Source organism: Paenibacillus zeirhizosphaerae, assembly GCF_030705605.1.
Lineage (GTDB): Bacteria > Bacillota > Bacilli > Paenibacillales > Paenibacillaceae > Paenibacillus > Paenibacillus zeirhizosphaerae.
The window spans coordinates 1-17,254 of record NZ_JAPCKK010000030.1 but is presented as its reverse complement, the minus strand read 5'-3'; the positions used below and the strand labels follow the sequence as shown (position 1 = coordinate 17,254).

The following is a 17,254-nucleotide window of genomic DNA, read 5'->3' as shown; positions in this document are numbered from 1 at the left end:
CCCCGCTGAGCAGCGGGAACGCATTCAATCTATATTCGGCTACTGTCCACTTCCCTACGCTGGTATGATCCAGATCAGGTGCAAAGGGTCCGGAATGCATGTATTCCGTCTCAGCCGCCAGCCGCGGCTCCCCCAGTGTGATACAGGTTAATCCATCACCTGTATGACTGTATATGCTTTTTTCTCAAATCCCTATTCATGGTAGCACAATCCAGTTCACCTGCCTAGACGCATATCAGACTTTAGCCGACCACTCTTCAACGTTCCAGACTCTTGTTACCCAATCCTTATAAAATTCAGGTTCGTGGGATACGAGCAGCACTGTGCCTTTATATTCCTTCAGCGCACGCTTCAGCTCTTCCTTCGCCGTTACATCCAGATGGTTGGTCGGTTCGTCAAACAGCACCCAATTGCTTTCGCGCATCAGCAGCTTGCAGAGGCGCACCTTGGCCTGCTCTCCCCCACTAAGGGCGGACAGCGGACGGGTGATGTGATCGTTTTTCAATCCACAGCGGGCAAGATGGGCACGTACCTCATGCTGGTTCAGATGCGGGAACTCATTCCAGACATCGTCGAGCGGTGTGATCCGCTCGGGACGAACCTCTTGCTCGAAATAAGCAGGCAAAAGAAAGTCTCCTGTATACGTTTTTCCACTCAGCGCCGGTATTTTGCCAAGAATCGTTTTGAGCAGCGTTGATTTGCCGACACCGTTATATCCGACGATGGCGATCTTCTCTCCCCGCTCGATCGTAATGGACATTTTCGGCAGCAGCGGATGGGAATAACCAATTTCAAAGTCAATGCCTTCAAAAACCGTTTTGCCGCTGGCCCGTGCTTCCTTAAACTGGAACGTCGGCTTGGCGGCTTCCTCTGGCTTGTCAATACGCTCAACCCGGTCGAGCTGCTTCTCACGGCTCTTGGCTCGGCCTGAGGTGGAAGCCCTCGCCTTGTTGCGCTGAATGAAGTCCTCCTGCTTCTTAATGTATTCCTGCTGCTTTTCATACGCCTCGATGTGCTGGGACTTCTGAATATCAGCCATTTCAAGGAACTTCTCATAATTCGCCGTATAGCGGTTCAACTTGCCGAATTCCAGATGATAGATTACGTTTACGACCTGATTCATAAACTCCGTATCATGCGAAATCAGCATAAAGGCATATGGATAGTCCTTCAGGTAACGCGTCAGCCACTCGATATGCTCGACATCCAGATAGTTCGTAGGCTCGTCCAGCAGCAGCACATTCGGCTTCTCCAGCAACAGCTTGGCCAGAAGCACCTTCGTCCGCTGCCCCCCGCTTAATGATGCCACGTCACGGTCCAGCCCGATTGCAGCAAGCCCAAGGCCATTAGCCATCTCTTCTACTTTCACGTCAATCAGATAAAAATCGCCGATCTCCAGTTGCTCCTGGATTTCACCCATCCGCTCCAGCAGCACTTCAAGCTCATCCGGTGTGGCCTCGGCCATTTTACCCGTAACCTCATTCAATTCATTCTCTAGCTCAAGCAGCGGCAGGAATGCATCCTTCAGCACATCCCGCACCGTCTTTCCCGGAGTCAGCTTCGTGTGCTGATCCAGATAGCCGTAACGGACCTTCGGCGTCCATTCAACTTTACCGTTGTCGCGCAACTGCTGGCCTGTCAAAATATTCATGAGCGTCGATTTGCCGACACCGTTGGCACCCACCAGACCGACATGCTCTCCCGGCAGCAGGCGGAACGATACATTTTTAAATAATGTTCTGTCTCCAAAATTATGGGAAACATCTTCTACTGTTAATAAACTCATAACTGTTAGCTGGCTCCTTATTATTCATTAAACTACAGTATTTACTCCGGCTTGCTTGCTTTCAAAGCCTTATTGTAGCATAAGAAGGAGCCCTTCTGGAACCGGCAAAGCAAAAATGATTTCATCCTCTGCACCTTGCAGCATCACCGTCTTCTGCGCGGAGCAAACAACAGCCGTTTTCGCCTAGGTCCTGGAACAGCGTCTTTAAACAAGGTAGACAGAGTATCGTCCATTTCTTCATTGGGTTCAAAAGGATCCAGATGAAGAGGGATGGTGTATACATTGGACGTGCTCAGCTCCTTTCCAAGTCGGCGGGCGGCATCACTGGTAGCCAAAGGAAGGCAGAAGCTCCACCTCTGCTGCGGGTACCTAGACAAAGCCCGTGCAAACATCACCAGATCCGGCATTTTCCACTCGGCAGCGGAACCGACAATCACCGGATAATCAGCCCGCAGAAATTCATCCAGCCCCTCGGGGTCCGTACCGCTGCCCAGGTCAAGAACTATAAAATCGAAGCCTCCGCTTAACAGAGTAATGACCTCCTCCGTTGATGTTTGACGGCAGTACCGCACCCCTTCAAAATAAAATTGCTTTGACCCGTCTACCCCCGCAGTTGACTCTCCCTCCAGCAGCACCTGTATCCTTGAAAAGGATTGTGAGCTGCTATTCAGTTCTGCAACGGCTACTTTGCCGCCCTGCCGTGCAAGATAGTGGCCGATGGCAATAGCCATATGCGTGACTCCGCAGCCAGAGGATGCCCCAAGCAGGGCAATCACCCGAGTGCCGGTATATTTTGCTTCGGTTGCTGGTGCAGGCCCGGCAGTCAATGGCGCAGACACTTGCCTTAATTCCTGCATAACCTCCTTGGCGGTCTGAAATCGTTCCCTTGGGTCGGCTTTAAGAAGCCGACGAATAATCAGTACCAGATCACGCGGCATCCCGGAACGAAACGCCTCTTCTGCGGCAGGTGTCCATTCGCTGAATCTGCCCTCTGTGCATAAATACAGCATCAGTGCGCCAAGCCCATAAAGATCGGATCTGGCATCGGACTGACCACTCCCATACTGCTCGGGAGCCGCAAATCCGACCGTCCCCAGCTTGACGGTATCCTGGCTGCTGCCGCTGCTGTAATTCCTTGCCGTTCCGAAATCGACCAGTCTCAGCTCCCGCTCCGGAGTGACCATAATATTGGATGGCTTCAGATCCCGATGGATGACGGGCGGCTTATGGTTATGCAAATAGCTGAGCACATCCAGCAGCTCCAGTGCAAACGATATGATTTTCCCGCTATCCATGAACTCGCCATTCCTCTGTAAATAAGCCTCAAGCGTCATGCCTCCGATATAATCCATCACCAGATATACATGGCCTTCGCTGCTGTAATCAAAAAAATCAACGATCCGCGGCAGTCTCGGATGATTGAGTGAGCTCAGCATTTCCGCTTCCGCCCTCCACGCTCCCATAAGCTCTTTATCAGCGGCCGTCTCCTTAACGGCCCATATTTTCCCCGTCAGCTTTAGATCCTCCGCCATATAGACACGGCTCATGCCCCCTCTGCCGATCAACCGGCATATACGGTATCTCCCGCCCAATACATAACCGGGCTCACGCTCCGGATTCTGTTTCACTGTCCTGCTCCCCCTTAAAAGCAAAAAAAGAAAGCTCTCACCATAAAGACTTGTCCACTGAAGGAGTTCTTTACGGGATGCTTTCCCTGCTTATCTGCTCTATACTTTTCGTTAACTGCAATTTGGATTCATTATAGAGTACCTGCGGCACTTCCGCAAACCTTTAATATTATGAATATTTAATCATGTAAAGCGTAATTTCGTCCCGGTTATGGAACAACTGCTTCGCCTGCTGCACCTGCATTCCCGCCTGCTCAAAGGAGGAGATGACATCCTGAATAAGCGCCAGCGGCTTTTTGTGCATCAGCTTCACGGTTACAATAGCGCTCCCTCCTCTGGCAAGGCTGTATAACAGACCTGTGACCAGCTTCGCCATCTGCTTCGGACTCCAGCTCATATCACAGACCAGCACATCAAACTCGCTGTCACGGAATTTGACCTCTCCCGCATTTTTACGGAGAAACGTCAGGCGTGGGGATTGCAGCACAGACGAGTCCATACGTGCCGGGTCCACCGCCGTCACCTGCAATCCCCGTTCCAGCAGGAACGAAGTCCAGCCCCCTGGGGCCGCACCGATATCAAGTGCTTTCCGGAACACCGTAAAATCGATGCCAAAGGCCGCTTCCGCCTCCAGCAGCTTAAACTTGGCGCGTGACACCTGTCCCTCCTCCTTCTGGAAACGCACAGCCCCTCCGCTCCAGTCGGACAGGTTATCGTCAGCTCTAGAAATACCGGCATACCAGAAATCCTTGGCTACAAACAGGGACAGGACAAAGTCAGCTCCGCGAACGGCAAAATCGAAGGCCGCGTCCGCCAGCTTGTCCATGATGGCCTGCTTCAGTGCTCCCGCGCTTTCTTCCCAATGACTGTCATTCGTTTTGCGAACCTGTACGGACAGAATCTGCCCTTGCAGCTCACTCCGGTTCATGACGAAGGATGCCAGACGGCTGAGCGCTGCTTCCACGCTGCTTCCCTCCTCCTGAAACTGGACCGGGAACAAATGACGCAGAAACATCGGCGCATGCGCTTTAATCTGATCCACCGCCGATATGGTTTCGTCAGGCAGCGTTACGAGCAGCACCTCCCCCGCAACCAGCACGGTTGATTTCACCGAACCGAACAGCCGCCGCAGCTCTTCCTGAGCATACGGCGCAAAGCCGTGATTGGCTGTACATATAAAGCGCGAATTTACGGTCGGCTGTTCATCATTACCCCGGAAATGTTCATCTATCTCATTCAAAATACCCTTAACCTCCAGCGCATACCCGGATCCACGGGCGCTCATCATTCCATCGCAGCTCGACCGGAATCTCATACGTATGCATAATTGTTTCTTTTGTTAAAACCTCTTCCTTCAGACCCGCAGCAGCCACTCTGCCGTCCCGTAACGCATACAACTGCTATGTCACGCCGCCTCTTATCTGTTCCAGCAAATGCTGTACGGATTCCATTCTGTATATAATTTTCGGTGCAGAGCGCTCGCCATTGAAGAGCAGCAGTGCAGGCACGCTGGAAATACGATACTCCTGTACAAGATCAGGTATCGTGTTAATATTGCTTTGCACGATAATATCCTCCTGCAGCATATGCCCGACAATCTCAAGCATTTTCTTTGCCACAGCACAGGTACCGCACATCGGAATATACACAAACAATGCGAACCGGCAGCCTTCCCAAATATCCCGACGCAGTTCCTGCTGATTCCGCTCTCTCACCGCCGCTCCCTCCCCTCAATCGAGCTAAGCAGCTCTGGAGGAACCGGGTGGTTACACAGTTGCACACCCTCAGGCAGGTTGTCATACAGCATTTCGTACATTTGCCTTCTGCCGGACAGGCTGGACGAGTGAAGGTATATCTGTTCCGGAAATAATCTTTCCCTGACCATCCCGGCAGCCACCTCCAGCCCCGTCGGCTCTCCAGGCCCCAAATCATAATCCAGAGAAAGGATTTCCACCTTGTATTCGCGGAGCAGCAGCAGGCATTCCTCCGCATCACGAGCGAGCGTAAAACCCGGCGGGCAGCGCCGGTAATCATCCATGTATAAGTTCATTCGGCACCTCCCTTCCTGCCCCGACAGTTCATTTGGTAAACCTTTAACACCATTCTAGCACTTTACGAATGTCTTCCCGATGTGTACCGTCTTCACCAGGCTCCGTCTCCATGACCAACGGAATATGATGAAAAGGATGCTGTTTCAGCAGCCAGCGGAATCCCTGTTCACCGATATAGCCGGTGCCGATTCTCGCGTGGCGGTCTTTTCTTTCCCCTGCCGGATAACGCGAATCATTCAGATGAACCGCGCAAAGGGCGCTCCAGTAACCAAGCTTTTCTCCTTTTTCCAGCAGGGTTTCATCCGTGCCGCCATTCCAAAGCCCCGCAGCAAAAGCATGGCAGGTATCCAAGCAAAAACCGATTCGTTCCCCATGCCTGCTCAAGCTGCGAATCTGAACCATTTCCTCCAGCGTTGTCCCCATCGGGCCATGATCGCCTGCCTGGTTTTCAATCAGAATTTTGGCGTTACCTGTCCAGCGGCTTAGGACGGCATCCAGGCAGCTTATCATGTTTTTATACCCTTCCAGAGGATCGTTGCTGCGCAGGTGGCCAAAATGCACAACGATCCCCACAGAACCACAGGCTTCCGCAATCGCCAGATCATTGAGCAGTGAAGCGACCATTAGCTCATATCCTTCCTCTCCCCTGGAAGCACCCGCTGCAGGGTTAACAGGATAAGGCGAATGGGCAATCGACTTTAAATGATGCATTTCACAATAAGCTCTGCACTCTTCCGCATCGGAGGGATCCAGTGTCTTCAGAGCCAGACTGCGCGGATTTTTCGGAAAATATTGAAAGGACAGTGCCCCGGTCTCTCTGGCACGTTGAGCTGCTTTATAAAAGCCGCCACGTGTGCTGACATGCGCCCCGATATAACATCTAGACTTCATGCTGGCAATCCGGACAGTAAAACACCTTGCGTCCGGCCTGCTCTTCCCTGCGAATGGTTCCCCCGCACCGCGAGCATGCCTCTCCTTCACGGTCATAGACCTGGCATTTTTCATCAAAACCGCCCGTTTTGGAATCCCCCTGCATCAACGGCATCTCCATATAGCCCCCATGCATATAGGCTTCCTGAAGTACAGACCGAACCGCCTCATACAGCCTTTCGACCTGCTCCGCAGACGCGGTAATATTTTGCATCTTTGAAGCCGGTGCAAGCCCTGCTTCGAAAGCAATTTCGTCCGCATAACAATTACCGATGCCGGCAATGACATGCTGATTGATCAGCGTGCTTTTCAGCGAACCGCGCCTGCCCTTCAGCAAAGAAGCAAATGCCTGCAGTGTCATGCGCGGGTCCAGCGGCTCAGGCCCGAGCCCAGCCAAAGCTTCAATCGTCTCCTTGGCATTAAGCAGATGCAGGAACCCCAATCTTAGTCCGATGAACAGCAGCGTTTCTCCGCCGAATTCAATTTCAACCTGGGTCGAGCGCTTGATGGATTCGCCTGGAGCAGCCACATATAACATCCCTCCCAGCATGAGATGCAGCAACAGCCGCTTGCCAGTGTTCAAATGAAAAATCAGATGTTTTCCGCGCCGCTCAATATACACAATCGAGCTGCCAAGCAGTTGCGAGTGGAATACATCCGCATCCAGGTTGATTGATTTTTCGCGATTGACCGTTACTCCGGTAATCGGTTTATCCAAAATCCGACCGGACAATAGTGCCCGGTAGTTCTCCATCTCAGGAAGTTCCGGCATATCGTATCTATCCCTTCTAAGCTGTAAATTTTTACTTATCACAAATGTTCATTTTCGAGTCGCAAACCGCTGCCCCAGAGCTCGCTTAAACTACCGCAAACATAATCAGGGCGGATACCCGCCAACTGAATGTGCATATCCATATTGGCATGAGTTGTCACACCAGTCATCACGAGAGCCGTTCTGCACCCAGCGGCTGCACCGGCGGCAATATCCGTTAACATATTATCCCCTATAACGACGGCTTGTTCCGCCCTGACCCCCAATAGTCGCAACGCATAATCCATCAGGATGCTGGACGGTTTGCCGATAACAACAGGCTTCGTCTGAGAGGCAGCCTCTATAGCCGCCCCAATGGTACCCGCTCCCGGGGTGAGTCCTTCGTGCGAAGGAAGCTGAAAATCCGGGTTGGTCATTATAAAGGAGGCTCCTTGCATGATCCAGTTCATGGCGGCAGACAGCTTGACATATGTAAAATTACGGTCAATTCCCTGTACAACGTAATCAGGCTGCTCTTCAACCAATTGTAAGCCTGCATGGATGAGAGCCTGCTGCAGACCGTCTTCTCCAATACAATATACCTTGGCTCCCGAGCGCTGCCGGGATACATACGCCGCCGCCGCTTGAGCGGAGGTGCATATTTCTTCCCCTGCTGCCTCGATCCCCATTCCACGGAGCATGTTAGCGATGGCCTCCGGTGTACGCGAAGAGTTGTTGGTTACAAATAAGAAGGGAATCCCCTTCTCACGGCATGTGCGGATAAAATGATCGGCTCCTTCGATCATCCGGGTGCCATGATACATCGTTCCGTCAAGATCAATAAGTAGTGCGGTCATGTACCTTCCCCCTGCCTAAACCCTAGAAATTCATGTCATTAAACATTTAGGGTATGAATAATTCGCCTGCTATCATGTATCCATCCAGCCTCAGTAAACCTTATCTATTATCTTAAGGAAATACGTGCCTTACGTCCAATTATTCCCCAACTAATTTTCAAAAGATGTGATCGTTGAAAATGTCAAAAAAGTTATGTAGATCTTATTCTGGGGCATTCTTGCGTCGAAAAGCATCGAGAGCTGTTTTTTCAAGGAAGTTTTTTCACTGTACCCTTGTCAGTTTCTGCGCTTTCCCGGAAAATAATAAGCCGTCCCATACGTGAAATAAAGGCACCGGAAGGAGCTCCAGCACCTTTATCTCACAGATTCATGCAAATCATTACAACTCAGATTCAGCAGGGCACCTGAAACAGTACATGTTCTTCTGCCAGCATGCTGTTTGGAAAGACTGACTTTGCCTCGTCCAGCAGCTCCTGTAGCTGATCCATATCCTTGTACCTTGAGCTAAAATGGGTCATGATTAGTGCTCCCGCACCCGCATCTTTGGCCGTCTCGGCTGCTTGCAGCGAGGTACTGTGATGGTATTCGTATGCCGTTTCCGCCAGATCATGCAGAAATGTGGCTTCATGGATCATAAGGTTAGCCCCCTCGGACAACAGCAGCGCATTCCGGCAAGGACGGGTATCCCCCAAAATGGTCACAATCCGCCCCTTCTTCGGTACACCAAGCACTTCCCGAGGCTGTATCACGCGGCCGTCATCCAGTTCAATCGCTTCCCCCCGCTTAAGCTTGCCATACAACGGGCCGGGACGGATACCGTATTTCTCCATAACGGCGGCGTCCAGCTTACCTGGCTTATCCTTCTCCGTCACACGGTAACCATAGCTGTCGACCCGGTGCTCCAACAGAGCTGCCTCCACCTTGAACTGCTCGTCTTCGAAAATCAGTCCGCCATGATGCTCGACGACGTCCAGCCTATAGTTAATGCGCGACTGGCTCAGCTCCAGGGACATATCAATATACTGCTTCAGTCCGGCAGGACCATATACGGTCAACGGAGACGTTCCACCCTGGTACGCCCTGCTGGACAGCAATCCGGGCAGACCGAACAAATGGTCTCCGTGAAGATGTGTAATGAATATTTTCTCAAGCTTGCTCAGCTTCAGCGGCGACCGCAGAATCTGCTGCTGTGTTCCTTCTCCGCAGTCAAACAGCCACATCGTTCTGCGTTCCTCCAGCAGCCGCAACGCTACTGAAGTAACATTTCGCTGCAGAGTGGGAACGCCAGCGTTTGTGCCCAAAAAATAAATGTCCATACTTATTCAACCTTCTTCCTGCTGGGCAGCAAAAAACCTCCGAAGCCCGGAGGATTCTGCCGCCAACCTCTTCTGCTCCCTTGCGGTGCCCGCAAGCCGGGGAAGAGGCCGCTCTCTTTCCGACTTGTCTAAGACCGCCTAGGCTTTATCCACATTAAAATATTGGGCCTGCGGATGGGCAAAGACCATGGCTGAAACGGAAGCTTCCGGCTCCATCATGTACCCCTCCGTCAATTCGACGCCGATATCCTCCGGCTTCATCAGGCGGAAAAGCGGACCCTGATCCTCGAGATCGGGGCATGCCGGATAACCGAACGAGACGCGAATCCCTTGATATCTTGCCCCAAGCCGCTGCTTCATCGTCATATCGGCCGGATCCGGGAAACCCCAGTTGTCCCGCATCATATGATGAATCCGTTCAGCAAGCCCTTCGGCCGTCTCCAGGGCAACCGCCTGCAGTGCATGTGACCGCAAATAATCCCCTTGGTCCTTCCATACTGTGGACAGCTCGCGAATACCATGACCGGCTGTCACGACCAGAAAACCGACGTAATCCATTGTACCTGAACTTACCGGTTTAAGGAAATCCGCAAGGCACAAGTAAGGCTCAACCTGCTGCCGCGGGAATGAGAAACGATGCAGCACCTTACTGACATCCGCGGGATCATAGACCAAAATATCATTTCCTTCCGACTGGGCCGGGAAGAAGCGGTACATCGCATGCGCCTGTATGATCGAATCCTGCACAGCCGCTTTCAGAATCCCGTCCACGGTCTCCTTCAGGCTGACCGCTTTAGGGTCGCCCGACGCCAGCAACTGGTCTACATTACCCTTCAGGCCCAAATGATGCCCCAGCAGCATTTGCATGTTCACATACGGCAGAATGTGCCCGATCGGGTAATTGCGGAGCACGTGCCGCTCCAGATCAGGCGGAATATAGACAGGGACATCCGTTGATATATTGGAGCGTTCAACGCGAGTTAATTTAGGCAACGGTTTCGTCTCGACCGCCGTCTCCGTTTCTTTTTCGTTCTCTGCCTCTTCCACCATCAGCCTGCGTGCTTCAGGATTCATTAATTTATTAGCCAGGTCCAGACCGTCCATAGCGTCTTTAGCGTATAAGACGAGACCGTCGTATTCAGGTCTGATACGATTTTTGGTAAACTTACGGGTTAATGCTGCCCCGCCTACCATGATCGGAGCATCAATCCCCGCCGTCTTCAGGTCCTGGGCTGTAATGATCATCTGCTGTGCCGATTTCACGAGCAGCCCGGACAGACCAATCACATCCGCCTTCTCTTCACGATAGGCTTCAATAATCCGTTCCGGTGGTACCTTTATACCCAGATTAATGATGCGGTAACCGTTATTCGAGAGTATGATTTCGACCAGGTTTTTTCCAATATCGTGAACGTCCCCTTTAACGGTAGCAAGAATGATTTTGCCCTTAACCGAGGTCTCGCTCTTCTCCATAAATTGCTCCAAATGCGCAACGGAGGTCTTCATGACTTCAGCGCTTTGCAGAACCTCAGCAACAATCAATTCATTATTGTTAAACAGGCGCCCGACCTCTTCCATTCCGGCCATCAGCGGACCATTGATGATCGCCAGCGGCGAATACTTGGTTAACGCTTCATCCAAATCAGGAATCAGCCCTTCCTTACTGCCTTCCACCACATAGGTGGCAAGACGCTCTTCAAGGGTCAGGTTCGAGGTCTTCTCCTTTTTCTCCACCTTTTTGTTCCGAAATGCCGCAACGAAGAGCGCCAGTGTCTCATCATTCGTATTGTAAATCAGATCCTCTGCCAGCTTCCGCTCATGTGCAGGAATCGAGGCATAGCGTTCAAGCTTCTCCGTATTTACAATCGCATAGTCCAGACCGGCCTTGGTGCATTCATACAAAAACACCGAATTCAACACCTCACGTCCGGCTTCCGGCAGGCCAAACGAGACATTGCTTATGCCGAGAATCGTGTGTACGCCGGGAAGCGCCTCTTTAATTACACGAATTCCTTCAATAGTCTCCTCAGCAGAGCCAATGTATTGCTCATCACCGGTTCCGACCGGGAACACCAGCGTGTCAAAGATCAGATCCTCGGGAGAAAGACCATACTTATGAACAAGCAGGTCGTAAGACCGTTTGGCTACCTCCAGCTTATCTTGCCTTTTGATGGCCTGACCACGCTCGTCAATCGTGCCGACAACGACTGCGGCTCCGTATTTATGAATCAGCGGTACGACCTGTTCAAATTTTTCTTCCCCATCCTCAAGGTTAATGGAATTAATAATCCCTTTCCCTTGCGTGTATTGCAGTGACAGATCCACAACCGCAGGGTCCGTCGTGTCGATCATTAAAGGCACCTTCACTTTGTTGACGACCAGCTTCAGAAAAGCTTCCATGTCCGAAGTTTCATCCCTGTCGGGGTCCTGAAGGCAAACGTCCACGATATGAGCTCCGTTCTTCACCTGAGCACGGGCGATCTCCGAGGCCTCCTCATATTTGCCTTCAACGATAAGCCGTTTAAACTTGCGTGATCCGAGAACGTTCGTCCGCTCCCCTACCATATAAGGACGGTTGTCCTGCTCAATGTAGACGGTCTCAATCCCCGCAATAGCTGGCGGATGCTGCCCGTGAAGTGGGCGGGGCGGGTACTTGGCCATTTCTTCAGCCATCGCCTGGATATGCTCAGGCGTGGTGCCACAGCAGCCCCCCGCGATATTCAGCCAGCCCTTTTCCGCAAATCCGCCCAGCTTTCTCGCCAGGGATTCCGGTGATTCATGATACTGCCCGTTCTCATCCGGAAGGCCTGCGTTAGGGTAACAACTGACCGCAGCCGACGACATGTCGGACAAGGAGCGGATATGATCCCTCATGAATTCAGGCCCGGTCGCACAGTTCAGCCCGACGGAAATCGGGTGTAGATGCTCCAGTGAAATATAGAAAGACTCAATATTTTGACCGGCAAGAGTTGTGCCCATAGGCTCAATCGTGCCGGAAATCATCAACGGCAGTTCAATGCCGCTTTTGGCAAAGGCCTGCCGAATCCCGATACCGCCTGCTTTTACATTCAGTGTATCCTGTGAAGTTTCAAGCAGCAGCAGATCCACTCCGCCCTCGATGAGGGCTAACGCCTGCTCTTCGTAGCTGTCCACAAGCTCGGCAAAGGTTACACCGCCCGTGACGGACAGCGTTTTTGTGGTGGGTCCCATGGCCCCCACGACAAACCGGGGTTTATCCGGTGTCTGGAAAGCATCTACCGCCGCACGGGCCAGATGGGCCGCAGCGAGATTGATTTCGCGCGCTTTATCTGCAATGTCATATTCAGCAAGGACAACCGAAGTAGCGCCGAACGTATTCGTTTCAATCAGATCAGCCCCCGCTTCCAGGTATTTCTCATGGATCCGTTGAATCACGTCCGGTCTCGTCAGTACCAGCATTTCATTACAGCCTTCGAGCTCCTCACCACCGAAATCCGCTGCGGTAAGATCCTCCTGCTGTATCATCGTTCCCATTGCACCGTCGAGAATAAGTATTCGCTGTTGTATTGCAAGTTGCAAACTTTCTTTCATCGCCCTTGTTCCCCCTCGCAAAACGTTAAATCTTAGTTTAGCAGAAACATTTCTGCTTGAACACATACAAGTATGCACTTACCCCTTAACTAATGAAAATCAGACCTTTTAACAGGGACCATTTATCGCTAGTATATCCCTGTATGTTTCTCCACGTGCACTTCATGTTATAATGAGTAAAAATCTTCACAAATTCACATCGACATGTAAGCCAATATTCGCTATAATTCATAATTAATATAATAATTCCAAGTGGAAAAGAGGGAGAACATGGCTGAGATCGTAATCCGGAATACAAATGAACGCATCACAGGTGAAGAAGCAGTACAGGAGTTTCTTGCCAAACAAGAGGTATTATATGAGAAATGGGACGTAACTAAGCTTCCCGAGGAGCTTAGAGAGAATTTTACACTCAACGATGAACAGAAGGCTCAAGTCCTCAGCACCTTTGACAGTGAAATTAAAGACCTTGCCGCTCGTCGCGGCTATAAAATTTGGGACATCATAACGCTGTCCGAAGCTACCCCGAACCTGGAGGAGCTGCTGGCCAAATTCGAGGATGTGCACACCCATACAGAAGACGAGATTCGGGCGATTGTAGGAGGAAAAGGTATCTTTATCATTAAGGGATCTGACGACCTCGGCTACTTTAATGTAGAATTGTCACCTGGTGATGTGATTTCCGTACCGGAAAACACTCCCCACTTCTTTACCCTGATGGAAAATCAGCAAATTGTGGCTGTTCGTCTCTTTATTGAAGAGAACGGCTGGATCGCCGAGCACTACGATGATCCTTCTTTCGTTAAGGCTTAAAAATAGCTTTTGTGATGAAGGGGGTGCCCCAAAAGTCATGAAAATGGCTTAGGGCAGCCCCTTTTCAATTTTGTTAAACCAGAAGATTGCGATTTCTGGTTGTTCTTGTTAAGTTGGGGGATGCACAACAGCAGCGGAGAGGACGAAGCAATTCCGGAAAAGCGGAGCGTTCACCTTTGGCCCGAAGGGTCAACAGTGATTGTAGGAATGCTTCGTTCTCGAAGCGTCTCACCCACGCACGAAAAGAGTTCCCCGGTCAAGACCTTTGGGGGCACCTTCTTCATTGTTTGTTATATTCGGAAATACGAGAACCCGCCCAGGAGAGAGTTCCTCTCCGGACGGGTTCTGGGCTGCGTTACCGTACGTTTAAGCGATGGATTGAATAACATTCTCCAGCTCGGTAAGATGCTTGATTTCAAAATCCGGATGAATGTTCTCCGTATTAGCCTTGTTATTCCGGTTCACCCATACCGCGTGAACTCCCGCTGAGAGCGCGCCCTTAATGTCTGTTGTCAGCTTGTCCCCAACCATAACTGCCACCTGTGGTTCAATACCAAGCAGTCCCAAAGCATGCTCAAAAATGGACGGGTCCGGCTTGCCTTTTCCGAAGGTACCCGAAATGACGATATGATCAAAATAAGGAATCAATTGGGGAACTCCATCCAGCTTCTCCTGCTGTAACGAGGGGGATCCGTTCGTCAGCAGCAGCAGTTTGTACCTGCCCTTAAGCTCATCAAGCACCTGGAAGGTTTCTTCATATACATATGGACGTGCTCTGCGCTCGTTCCCGAATTGTTCGGCAAGCTTCTCCGCCAGCTCGGGATTGGCGACCCCCAATTTCTCCAATCCTCTTCTCCACGATTCCGTCCTGTACACCGGGGCCAACTGCTCAAGCTTCCGGAATTCAGGCTGCTCTCCGCCGGCAAAGGTCGCCCACAAACCCTCGAAAGGATTAATGCCTATCATTTTGGTAAAAGGAAAGGTCTCATAGGATTCATAAAGCATTCTAGCCTCTGTTCTGACCGCTTCCTCCAGTTTGACCGGATCAACTCCGGTTATATCGGAAGCCGTTTGGCATACCGCCGCAAATGCTTCTTCAACACTGCGTTCATCCCACAGCAGCGTATCATCCAGATCAAACATAACCGCCTGAATCGTCATTCCGCTTGTCCACTCCTTCATCCAATTGGCCTGATGCTGCTACATCCTGTTCCAGCAATTATGATTTGGTCACTTCCGAATGAAAAGGAAGCTGGTTGGCAGCTGCAAACTTCTCCAGCCGTTCCGCGATGGCAACGGTATCATACCGGCCCAATGTTTTGTTGAAAACCCAGTTACCGCCCTTGCCCTGCCTCTCAACAATGACATATCCGGACTGGACCTTGATGCTCTTGATTTGATCTACAGTCATCGAACGCTCTCTTCCGCCTTTCAGCGTATAAAGCCCCGTTTTGCCTACCCTCAGGTATGGACGGCGGATGAAAAATACAACCGCCAGCAAAACATAGAGCCCGAATACCAGCCAATCCATGCCTCTCATGCCTACCTTTGTCCAGAACATAGTCATGACCAGATAGAGGATAGAAAGACCGAGCAGCATAATCGGAACCGTTACATTGCGTCCGTAATATGTATCTCCGGCAGTACCAGTACTGCTACCGATGATCTGCCCTCCCTGTTTTCTGCGCTGCTCGTTGACTTTCTCCATGTTTTTACGAACTTTTCTTTCAAATGAACCGGCCATATTCACATTTCCTTCCTGCTATATAGTGACGACGCTTCAGCCCATCTGCACAAAGCAGACGGGACCAAAGCACCGGCTGTATATCAACGATACGTTAGTTAATGCTTCGGTCCTTTATCATTGTCGGACTCGTCATCCACAAACTCGATTGATTCCAATTGTTGCCGGAAGTTCGCACGTATGTTGCCCAGGTAAATTTCACGAAGCTCAGCTCTTTCCTTCGTTTCCTCCTCGGTAAGGCCTTCTCCTTTTGCTTTACGCGCCAGTTCATTGATTCGCGCCACCAAGCTGTCAATATCCAATCTCGTCCCCTCCAAAATAAGCAAAGATATATACACTTTGACACGTTAAAAAGAGCTTGTCAAGGTTCTCCGCAAGCTCTGCTCCATTCTTCATCCAGTTTTAAAATTCCGGCAGCTGCAGCACCTCTCCCGCCCTGATTTCGGAGCTGTCGAGCCCATTGATTCGAATAATTCCTTCTATATAAATTCTTGTATCGATTTGCTCCGGTTTGTGTGTCTTAGCGATTTCCCACAACGTATCTCCTGGAAGTACAATCAGCTTCTCGCCTGATGCATGAAGATCTGATGGACCTGCAAATACTGTAAGCAAGCCTGCGAAGGAAATCCAAAGCACGACTACGGCAACCAACAAGCGATGCATGCTGATGTATGAACGTCTGTTCGGTACAAGACTCCTTCCATCTGCTTGTTCATCCTGCATGGCAGACTCATTATGTATACTTTGATAGGTGCTGTACTTTAACATGTCAACAACCTCCAAACATTTGTTCTTATACATTTCAAAATCAATATAACACGAACACACGTTTTGTTCAAGATGAACTTAGAACTTATGTTCCCTTTATTTCAGTTTCTGATTTCAGCGGAAAGCTATTTCTTCCCGCAAAATATTTGTCGACTTTCAGAACTTATGTTTGTACGAACGGCAGTTCTATGTTATAATTTTCCCAAACGTTACTAAAATGGGGTTGATGGGTATGTCTAAGATTTCCAGCAGACAGCAGGCAATTTTGGAGTTTATACGTAATGAGGTTCGCTTAAAGGGATATCCTCCCTCTGTAAGAGAGATTGGGGAAGCGGTCGGACTTGCGTCCAGTTCGACTGTCCATGGACATCTTGACCGACTTGAGAAGAAAGGGCTCATCCGCCGTGATCCTACCAAGCCCCGGGCAATCGAACTGCTTGGCCAGGAAGATTCGGATCAGGGGCATACGTTTAACTACACCGTGACCCGCGTTCCGGTAGTCGGTAAGGTAACAGCAGGTATCCCGATCACAGCCACGGAGAACATCGAGGATTATTTTCCATTGCCGCAGCAATTTGTAGGTGACGACAAGATGTTTATGCTGAATGTTGTCGGTGACAGTATGATTGAGGCCGGCATTTCCAACGGGGACTACGTCATTGTGAGACAGCAGCAAACGGCGAATAATGGAGATATTGTGGTCGCGATGACCGAGGATGACGAAGCTACTGTGAAGACCTTCTACAAAGAGAAAGATCATGTCCGGCTTCAACCCGAGAATCCAAAATATGAGCCGCTTCGTTTGACCAGAGTCAGCATTTTGGGCAAGGTTGTCGGTTTGTTTAGAGATTTTCACTAATCATGCTGCACAGAAGAACACCCCTGCATGTTGTGATGTACAACATGCAGGGGTCAGGTTGTTGACAAAGCCCTGTTTTTTGGGGCTCGTTTGGATAATGAAATGAATTCCTGAAGTATTGAGCATTATGAAAACAAGAAGATCGCCCTATCCGGCCAGCTTGGCCAGGTGGTTGGCGATC

The 17,254-nt window shown here is 50.6% G+C and carries 16 protein-coding genes, 1 pseudogene and 1 riboswitch; of the genes and pseudogenes, 2 read left to right on the top strand and 15 right to left on the bottom strand.

Features of this window, described 5'->3' with window-relative positions:
* Positions 1–34: 34 nt before the first annotated feature.
* A riboswitch (TPP riboswitch) is annotated at positions 35–144 on the bottom strand.
* Between the two features lie 91 nt (positions 145–235).
* The 11 genes and pseudogenes from OIN60_RS17980 to metH all read right to left on the bottom strand — a co-directional run bounded on the left by OIN60_RS17980 (position 236) and on the right by metH (position 12,889).
* Complete coding sequence (locus tag OIN60_RS17980; protein ID WP_305756251.1) at positions 236–1,786, bottom strand: ABC-F family ATP-binding cassette domain-containing protein; 1,551 nt, start codon at positions 1,784–1,786, stop codon at positions 236–238.
* Positions 1,787–1,929: 143 nt separating this feature from the next.
* Positions 1,930–3,414 (bottom strand): serine/threonine-protein kinase, encoded by a 1,485-nt coding sequence (locus OIN60_RS17975; RefSeq protein WP_305756250.1) that lies wholly within the window; start codon positions 3,412–3,414, stop codon positions 1,930–1,932.
* A gap of 169 nt (positions 3,415–3,583) precedes the next feature.
* Entirely contained in the window at positions 3,584–4,645 is a 1,062-nt protein-coding gene (locus OIN60_RS17970) for an SAM-dependent methyltransferase (protein WP_370872545.1), read from the bottom strand.
* 16 nt (positions 4,646–4,661) lie between these two features.
* Positions 4,662–4,802, bottom strand: a pseudogene (locus OIN60_RS22670) (molybdenum ABC transporter ATP-binding protein); the annotation flags it as partial.
* Between the two features lie 12 nt (positions 4,803–4,814).
* Entirely contained in the window at positions 4,815–5,129 is a 315-nt protein-coding gene (locus OIN60_RS17965) for a thioredoxin family protein (RefSeq protein ID WP_305756248.1), read from the bottom strand.
* Positions 5,126–5,464, bottom strand: coding sequence for a cyclic-phosphate processing receiver domain-containing protein (locus OIN60_RS17960; protein ID WP_305756247.1), 339 nt, complete (start codon positions 5,462–5,464; stop codon positions 5,126–5,128). Before OIN60_RS17960 ends, OIN60_RS17965 begins: the two co-directional genes overlap by 4 nt.
* 43 nt (positions 5,465–5,507) lie before the next feature.
* The gene (locus OIN60_RS17955; RefSeq protein ID WP_305756246.1) at positions 5,508–6,356 is read right to left on the bottom strand and encodes a deoxyribonuclease IV; all 849 of its coding nucleotides are present in this window, start codon (positions 6,354–6,356) and stop codon (positions 5,508–5,510) included.
* The gene (gene mutM / locus OIN60_RS17950; RefSeq protein ID WP_305756245.1) at positions 6,346–7,167 is read right to left on the bottom strand and encodes a bifunctional DNA-formamidopyrimidine glycosylase/DNA-(apurinic or apyrimidinic site) lyase; all 822 of its coding nucleotides are present in this window, start codon (positions 7,165–7,167) and stop codon (positions 6,346–6,348) included. The genes OIN60_RS17955 and mutM overlap by 11 nt, the downstream gene beginning before the upstream one ends.
* Before the next feature lie 38 nt (positions 7,168–7,205).
* Positions 7,206–8,003: a 5' nucleotidase NucF gene (nucF, locus tag OIN60_RS17945; protein ID WP_305756244.1), complete on the bottom strand. Its 798-nt coding sequence runs from the start codon at positions 8,001–8,003 to the stop codon at positions 7,206–7,208.
* 392 nt (positions 8,004–8,395) lie between these two features.
* The gene (rnz, locus tag OIN60_RS17940) at positions 8,396–9,319 is read right to left on the bottom strand and encodes a ribonuclease Z (protein ID WP_305756243.1); all 924 of its coding nucleotides are present in this window, start codon (positions 9,317–9,319) and stop codon (positions 8,396–8,398) included.
* 138 nt (positions 9,320–9,457) lie between these two features.
* A complete protein-coding gene (metH, locus tag OIN60_RS17935; RefSeq protein WP_305756242.1) occupies positions 9,458–12,889 on the bottom strand; it encodes a methionine synthase in 3,432 nt (1,143 codons plus the stop codon).
* Between the two features lie 270 nt (positions 12,890–13,159).
* Between metH and mtnD the strand changes: the two genes are divergently transcribed.
* Positions 13,160–13,702 (top strand): acireductone dioxygenase, encoded by a 543-nt coding sequence (mtnD, locus tag OIN60_RS17930; protein ID WP_305756241.1) that lies wholly within the window; start codon positions 13,160–13,162, stop codon positions 13,700–13,702.
* A gap of 366 nt (positions 13,703–14,068) precedes the next feature.
* On the opposite strand, the gene OIN60_RS17925 is transcribed toward mtnD, so the two are convergent.
* The 4 genes from OIN60_RS17925 to OIN60_RS17910 all read right to left on the bottom strand — a co-directional run bounded on the left by OIN60_RS17925 (position 14,069) and on the right by OIN60_RS17910 (position 16,214).
* Complete coding sequence (locus tag OIN60_RS17925; protein ID WP_305756240.1) at positions 14,069–14,863, bottom strand: HAD family hydrolase; 795 nt, start codon at positions 14,861–14,863, stop codon at positions 14,069–14,071.
* A gap of 58 nt (positions 14,864–14,921) precedes the next feature.
* Entirely contained in the window at positions 14,922–15,446 is a 525-nt protein-coding gene (locus OIN60_RS17920; RefSeq protein ID WP_305756239.1) for a hypothetical protein, read from the bottom strand.
* A gap of 98 nt (positions 15,447–15,544) precedes the next feature.
* Positions 15,545–15,748, bottom strand: a complete 204-nt coding sequence (locus OIN60_RS17915; RefSeq protein WP_305756238.1) for a DUF896 domain-containing protein — start codon at positions 15,746–15,748, stop codon at positions 15,545–15,547.
* Positions 15,749–15,848: 100 nt separating this feature from the next.
* Positions 15,849–16,214 carry a LysM peptidoglycan-binding domain-containing protein gene (locus tag OIN60_RS17910; RefSeq protein ID WP_305756237.1) on the bottom strand — a complete coding sequence of 122 codons (366 nt, stop codon included), beginning with the start codon at positions 16,212–16,214 and terminating at the stop codon, positions 15,849–15,851.
* 232 nt (positions 16,215–16,446) lie between these two features.
* On the opposite strand from OIN60_RS17910, the gene lexA reads away from it, so the two are divergent.
* Positions 16,447–17,073 carry a transcriptional repressor LexA gene (lexA, locus tag OIN60_RS17905; protein ID WP_305756236.1) on the top strand — a complete coding sequence of 209 codons (627 nt, stop codon included), beginning with the start codon at positions 16,447–16,449 and terminating at the stop codon, positions 17,071–17,073.
* Positions 17,074–17,254: the final 181 nt, after the last annotated feature.

Excerpts from the sequence above, each read along its gene's own strand:
- OIN60_RS17980 (WP_305756251.1), bottom strand. The coding sequence starts at position 1,786 with ATGAGTTTATTAACAGTAGAAGATGTTTCCCATAATTTTGGAGACAGA.
- OIN60_RS17960 (WP_305756247.1), bottom strand. The coding sequence starts at position 5,464 with ATGAACTTATACATGGATGATTACCGGCGCTGCCCGCCGGGTTTTACG.
- OIN60_RS17955 (WP_305756246.1), bottom strand. The coding sequence starts at position 6,356 with ATGAAGTCTAGATGTTATATCGGGGCGCATGTCAGCACACGTGGCGGC.
- mutM (WP_305756245.1), bottom strand. The coding sequence starts at position 7,167 with ATGCCGGAACTTCCTGAGATGGAGAACTACCGGGCACTATTGTCCGGT.
- nucF (WP_305756244.1), bottom strand. The coding sequence starts at position 8,003 with ATGACCGCACTACTTATTGATCTTGACGGAACGATGTATCATGGCACC.
- rnz (WP_305756243.1), bottom strand. The coding sequence starts at position 9,319 with ATGGACATTTATTTTTTGGGCACAAACGCTGGCGTTCCCACTCTGCAG.
- metH (WP_305756242.1), bottom strand. The coding sequence starts at position 12,889 with ATGAAAGAAAGTTTGCAACTTGCAATACAACAGCGAATACTTATTCTC.
- mtnD (WP_305756241.1), top strand. The coding sequence starts at position 13,160 with ATGGCTGAGATCGTAATCCGGAATACAAATGAACGCATCACAGGTGAA.
- OIN60_RS17925 (WP_305756240.1), bottom strand. The coding sequence starts at position 14,863 with ATGACGATTCAGGCGGTTATGTTTGATCTGGATGATACGCTGCTGTGG.
- OIN60_RS17920 (WP_305756239.1), bottom strand. The coding sequence starts at position 15,446 with ATGGCCGGTTCATTTGAAAGAAAAGTTCGTAAAAACATGGAGAAAGTC.
- OIN60_RS17910 (WP_305756237.1), bottom strand. The coding sequence starts at position 16,214 with ATGTTAAAGTACAGCACCTATCAAAGTATACATAATGAGTCTGCCATG.
- lexA (WP_305756236.1), top strand. The coding sequence starts at position 16,447 with ATGTCTAAGATTTCCAGCAGACAGCAGGCAATTTTGGAGTTTATACGT.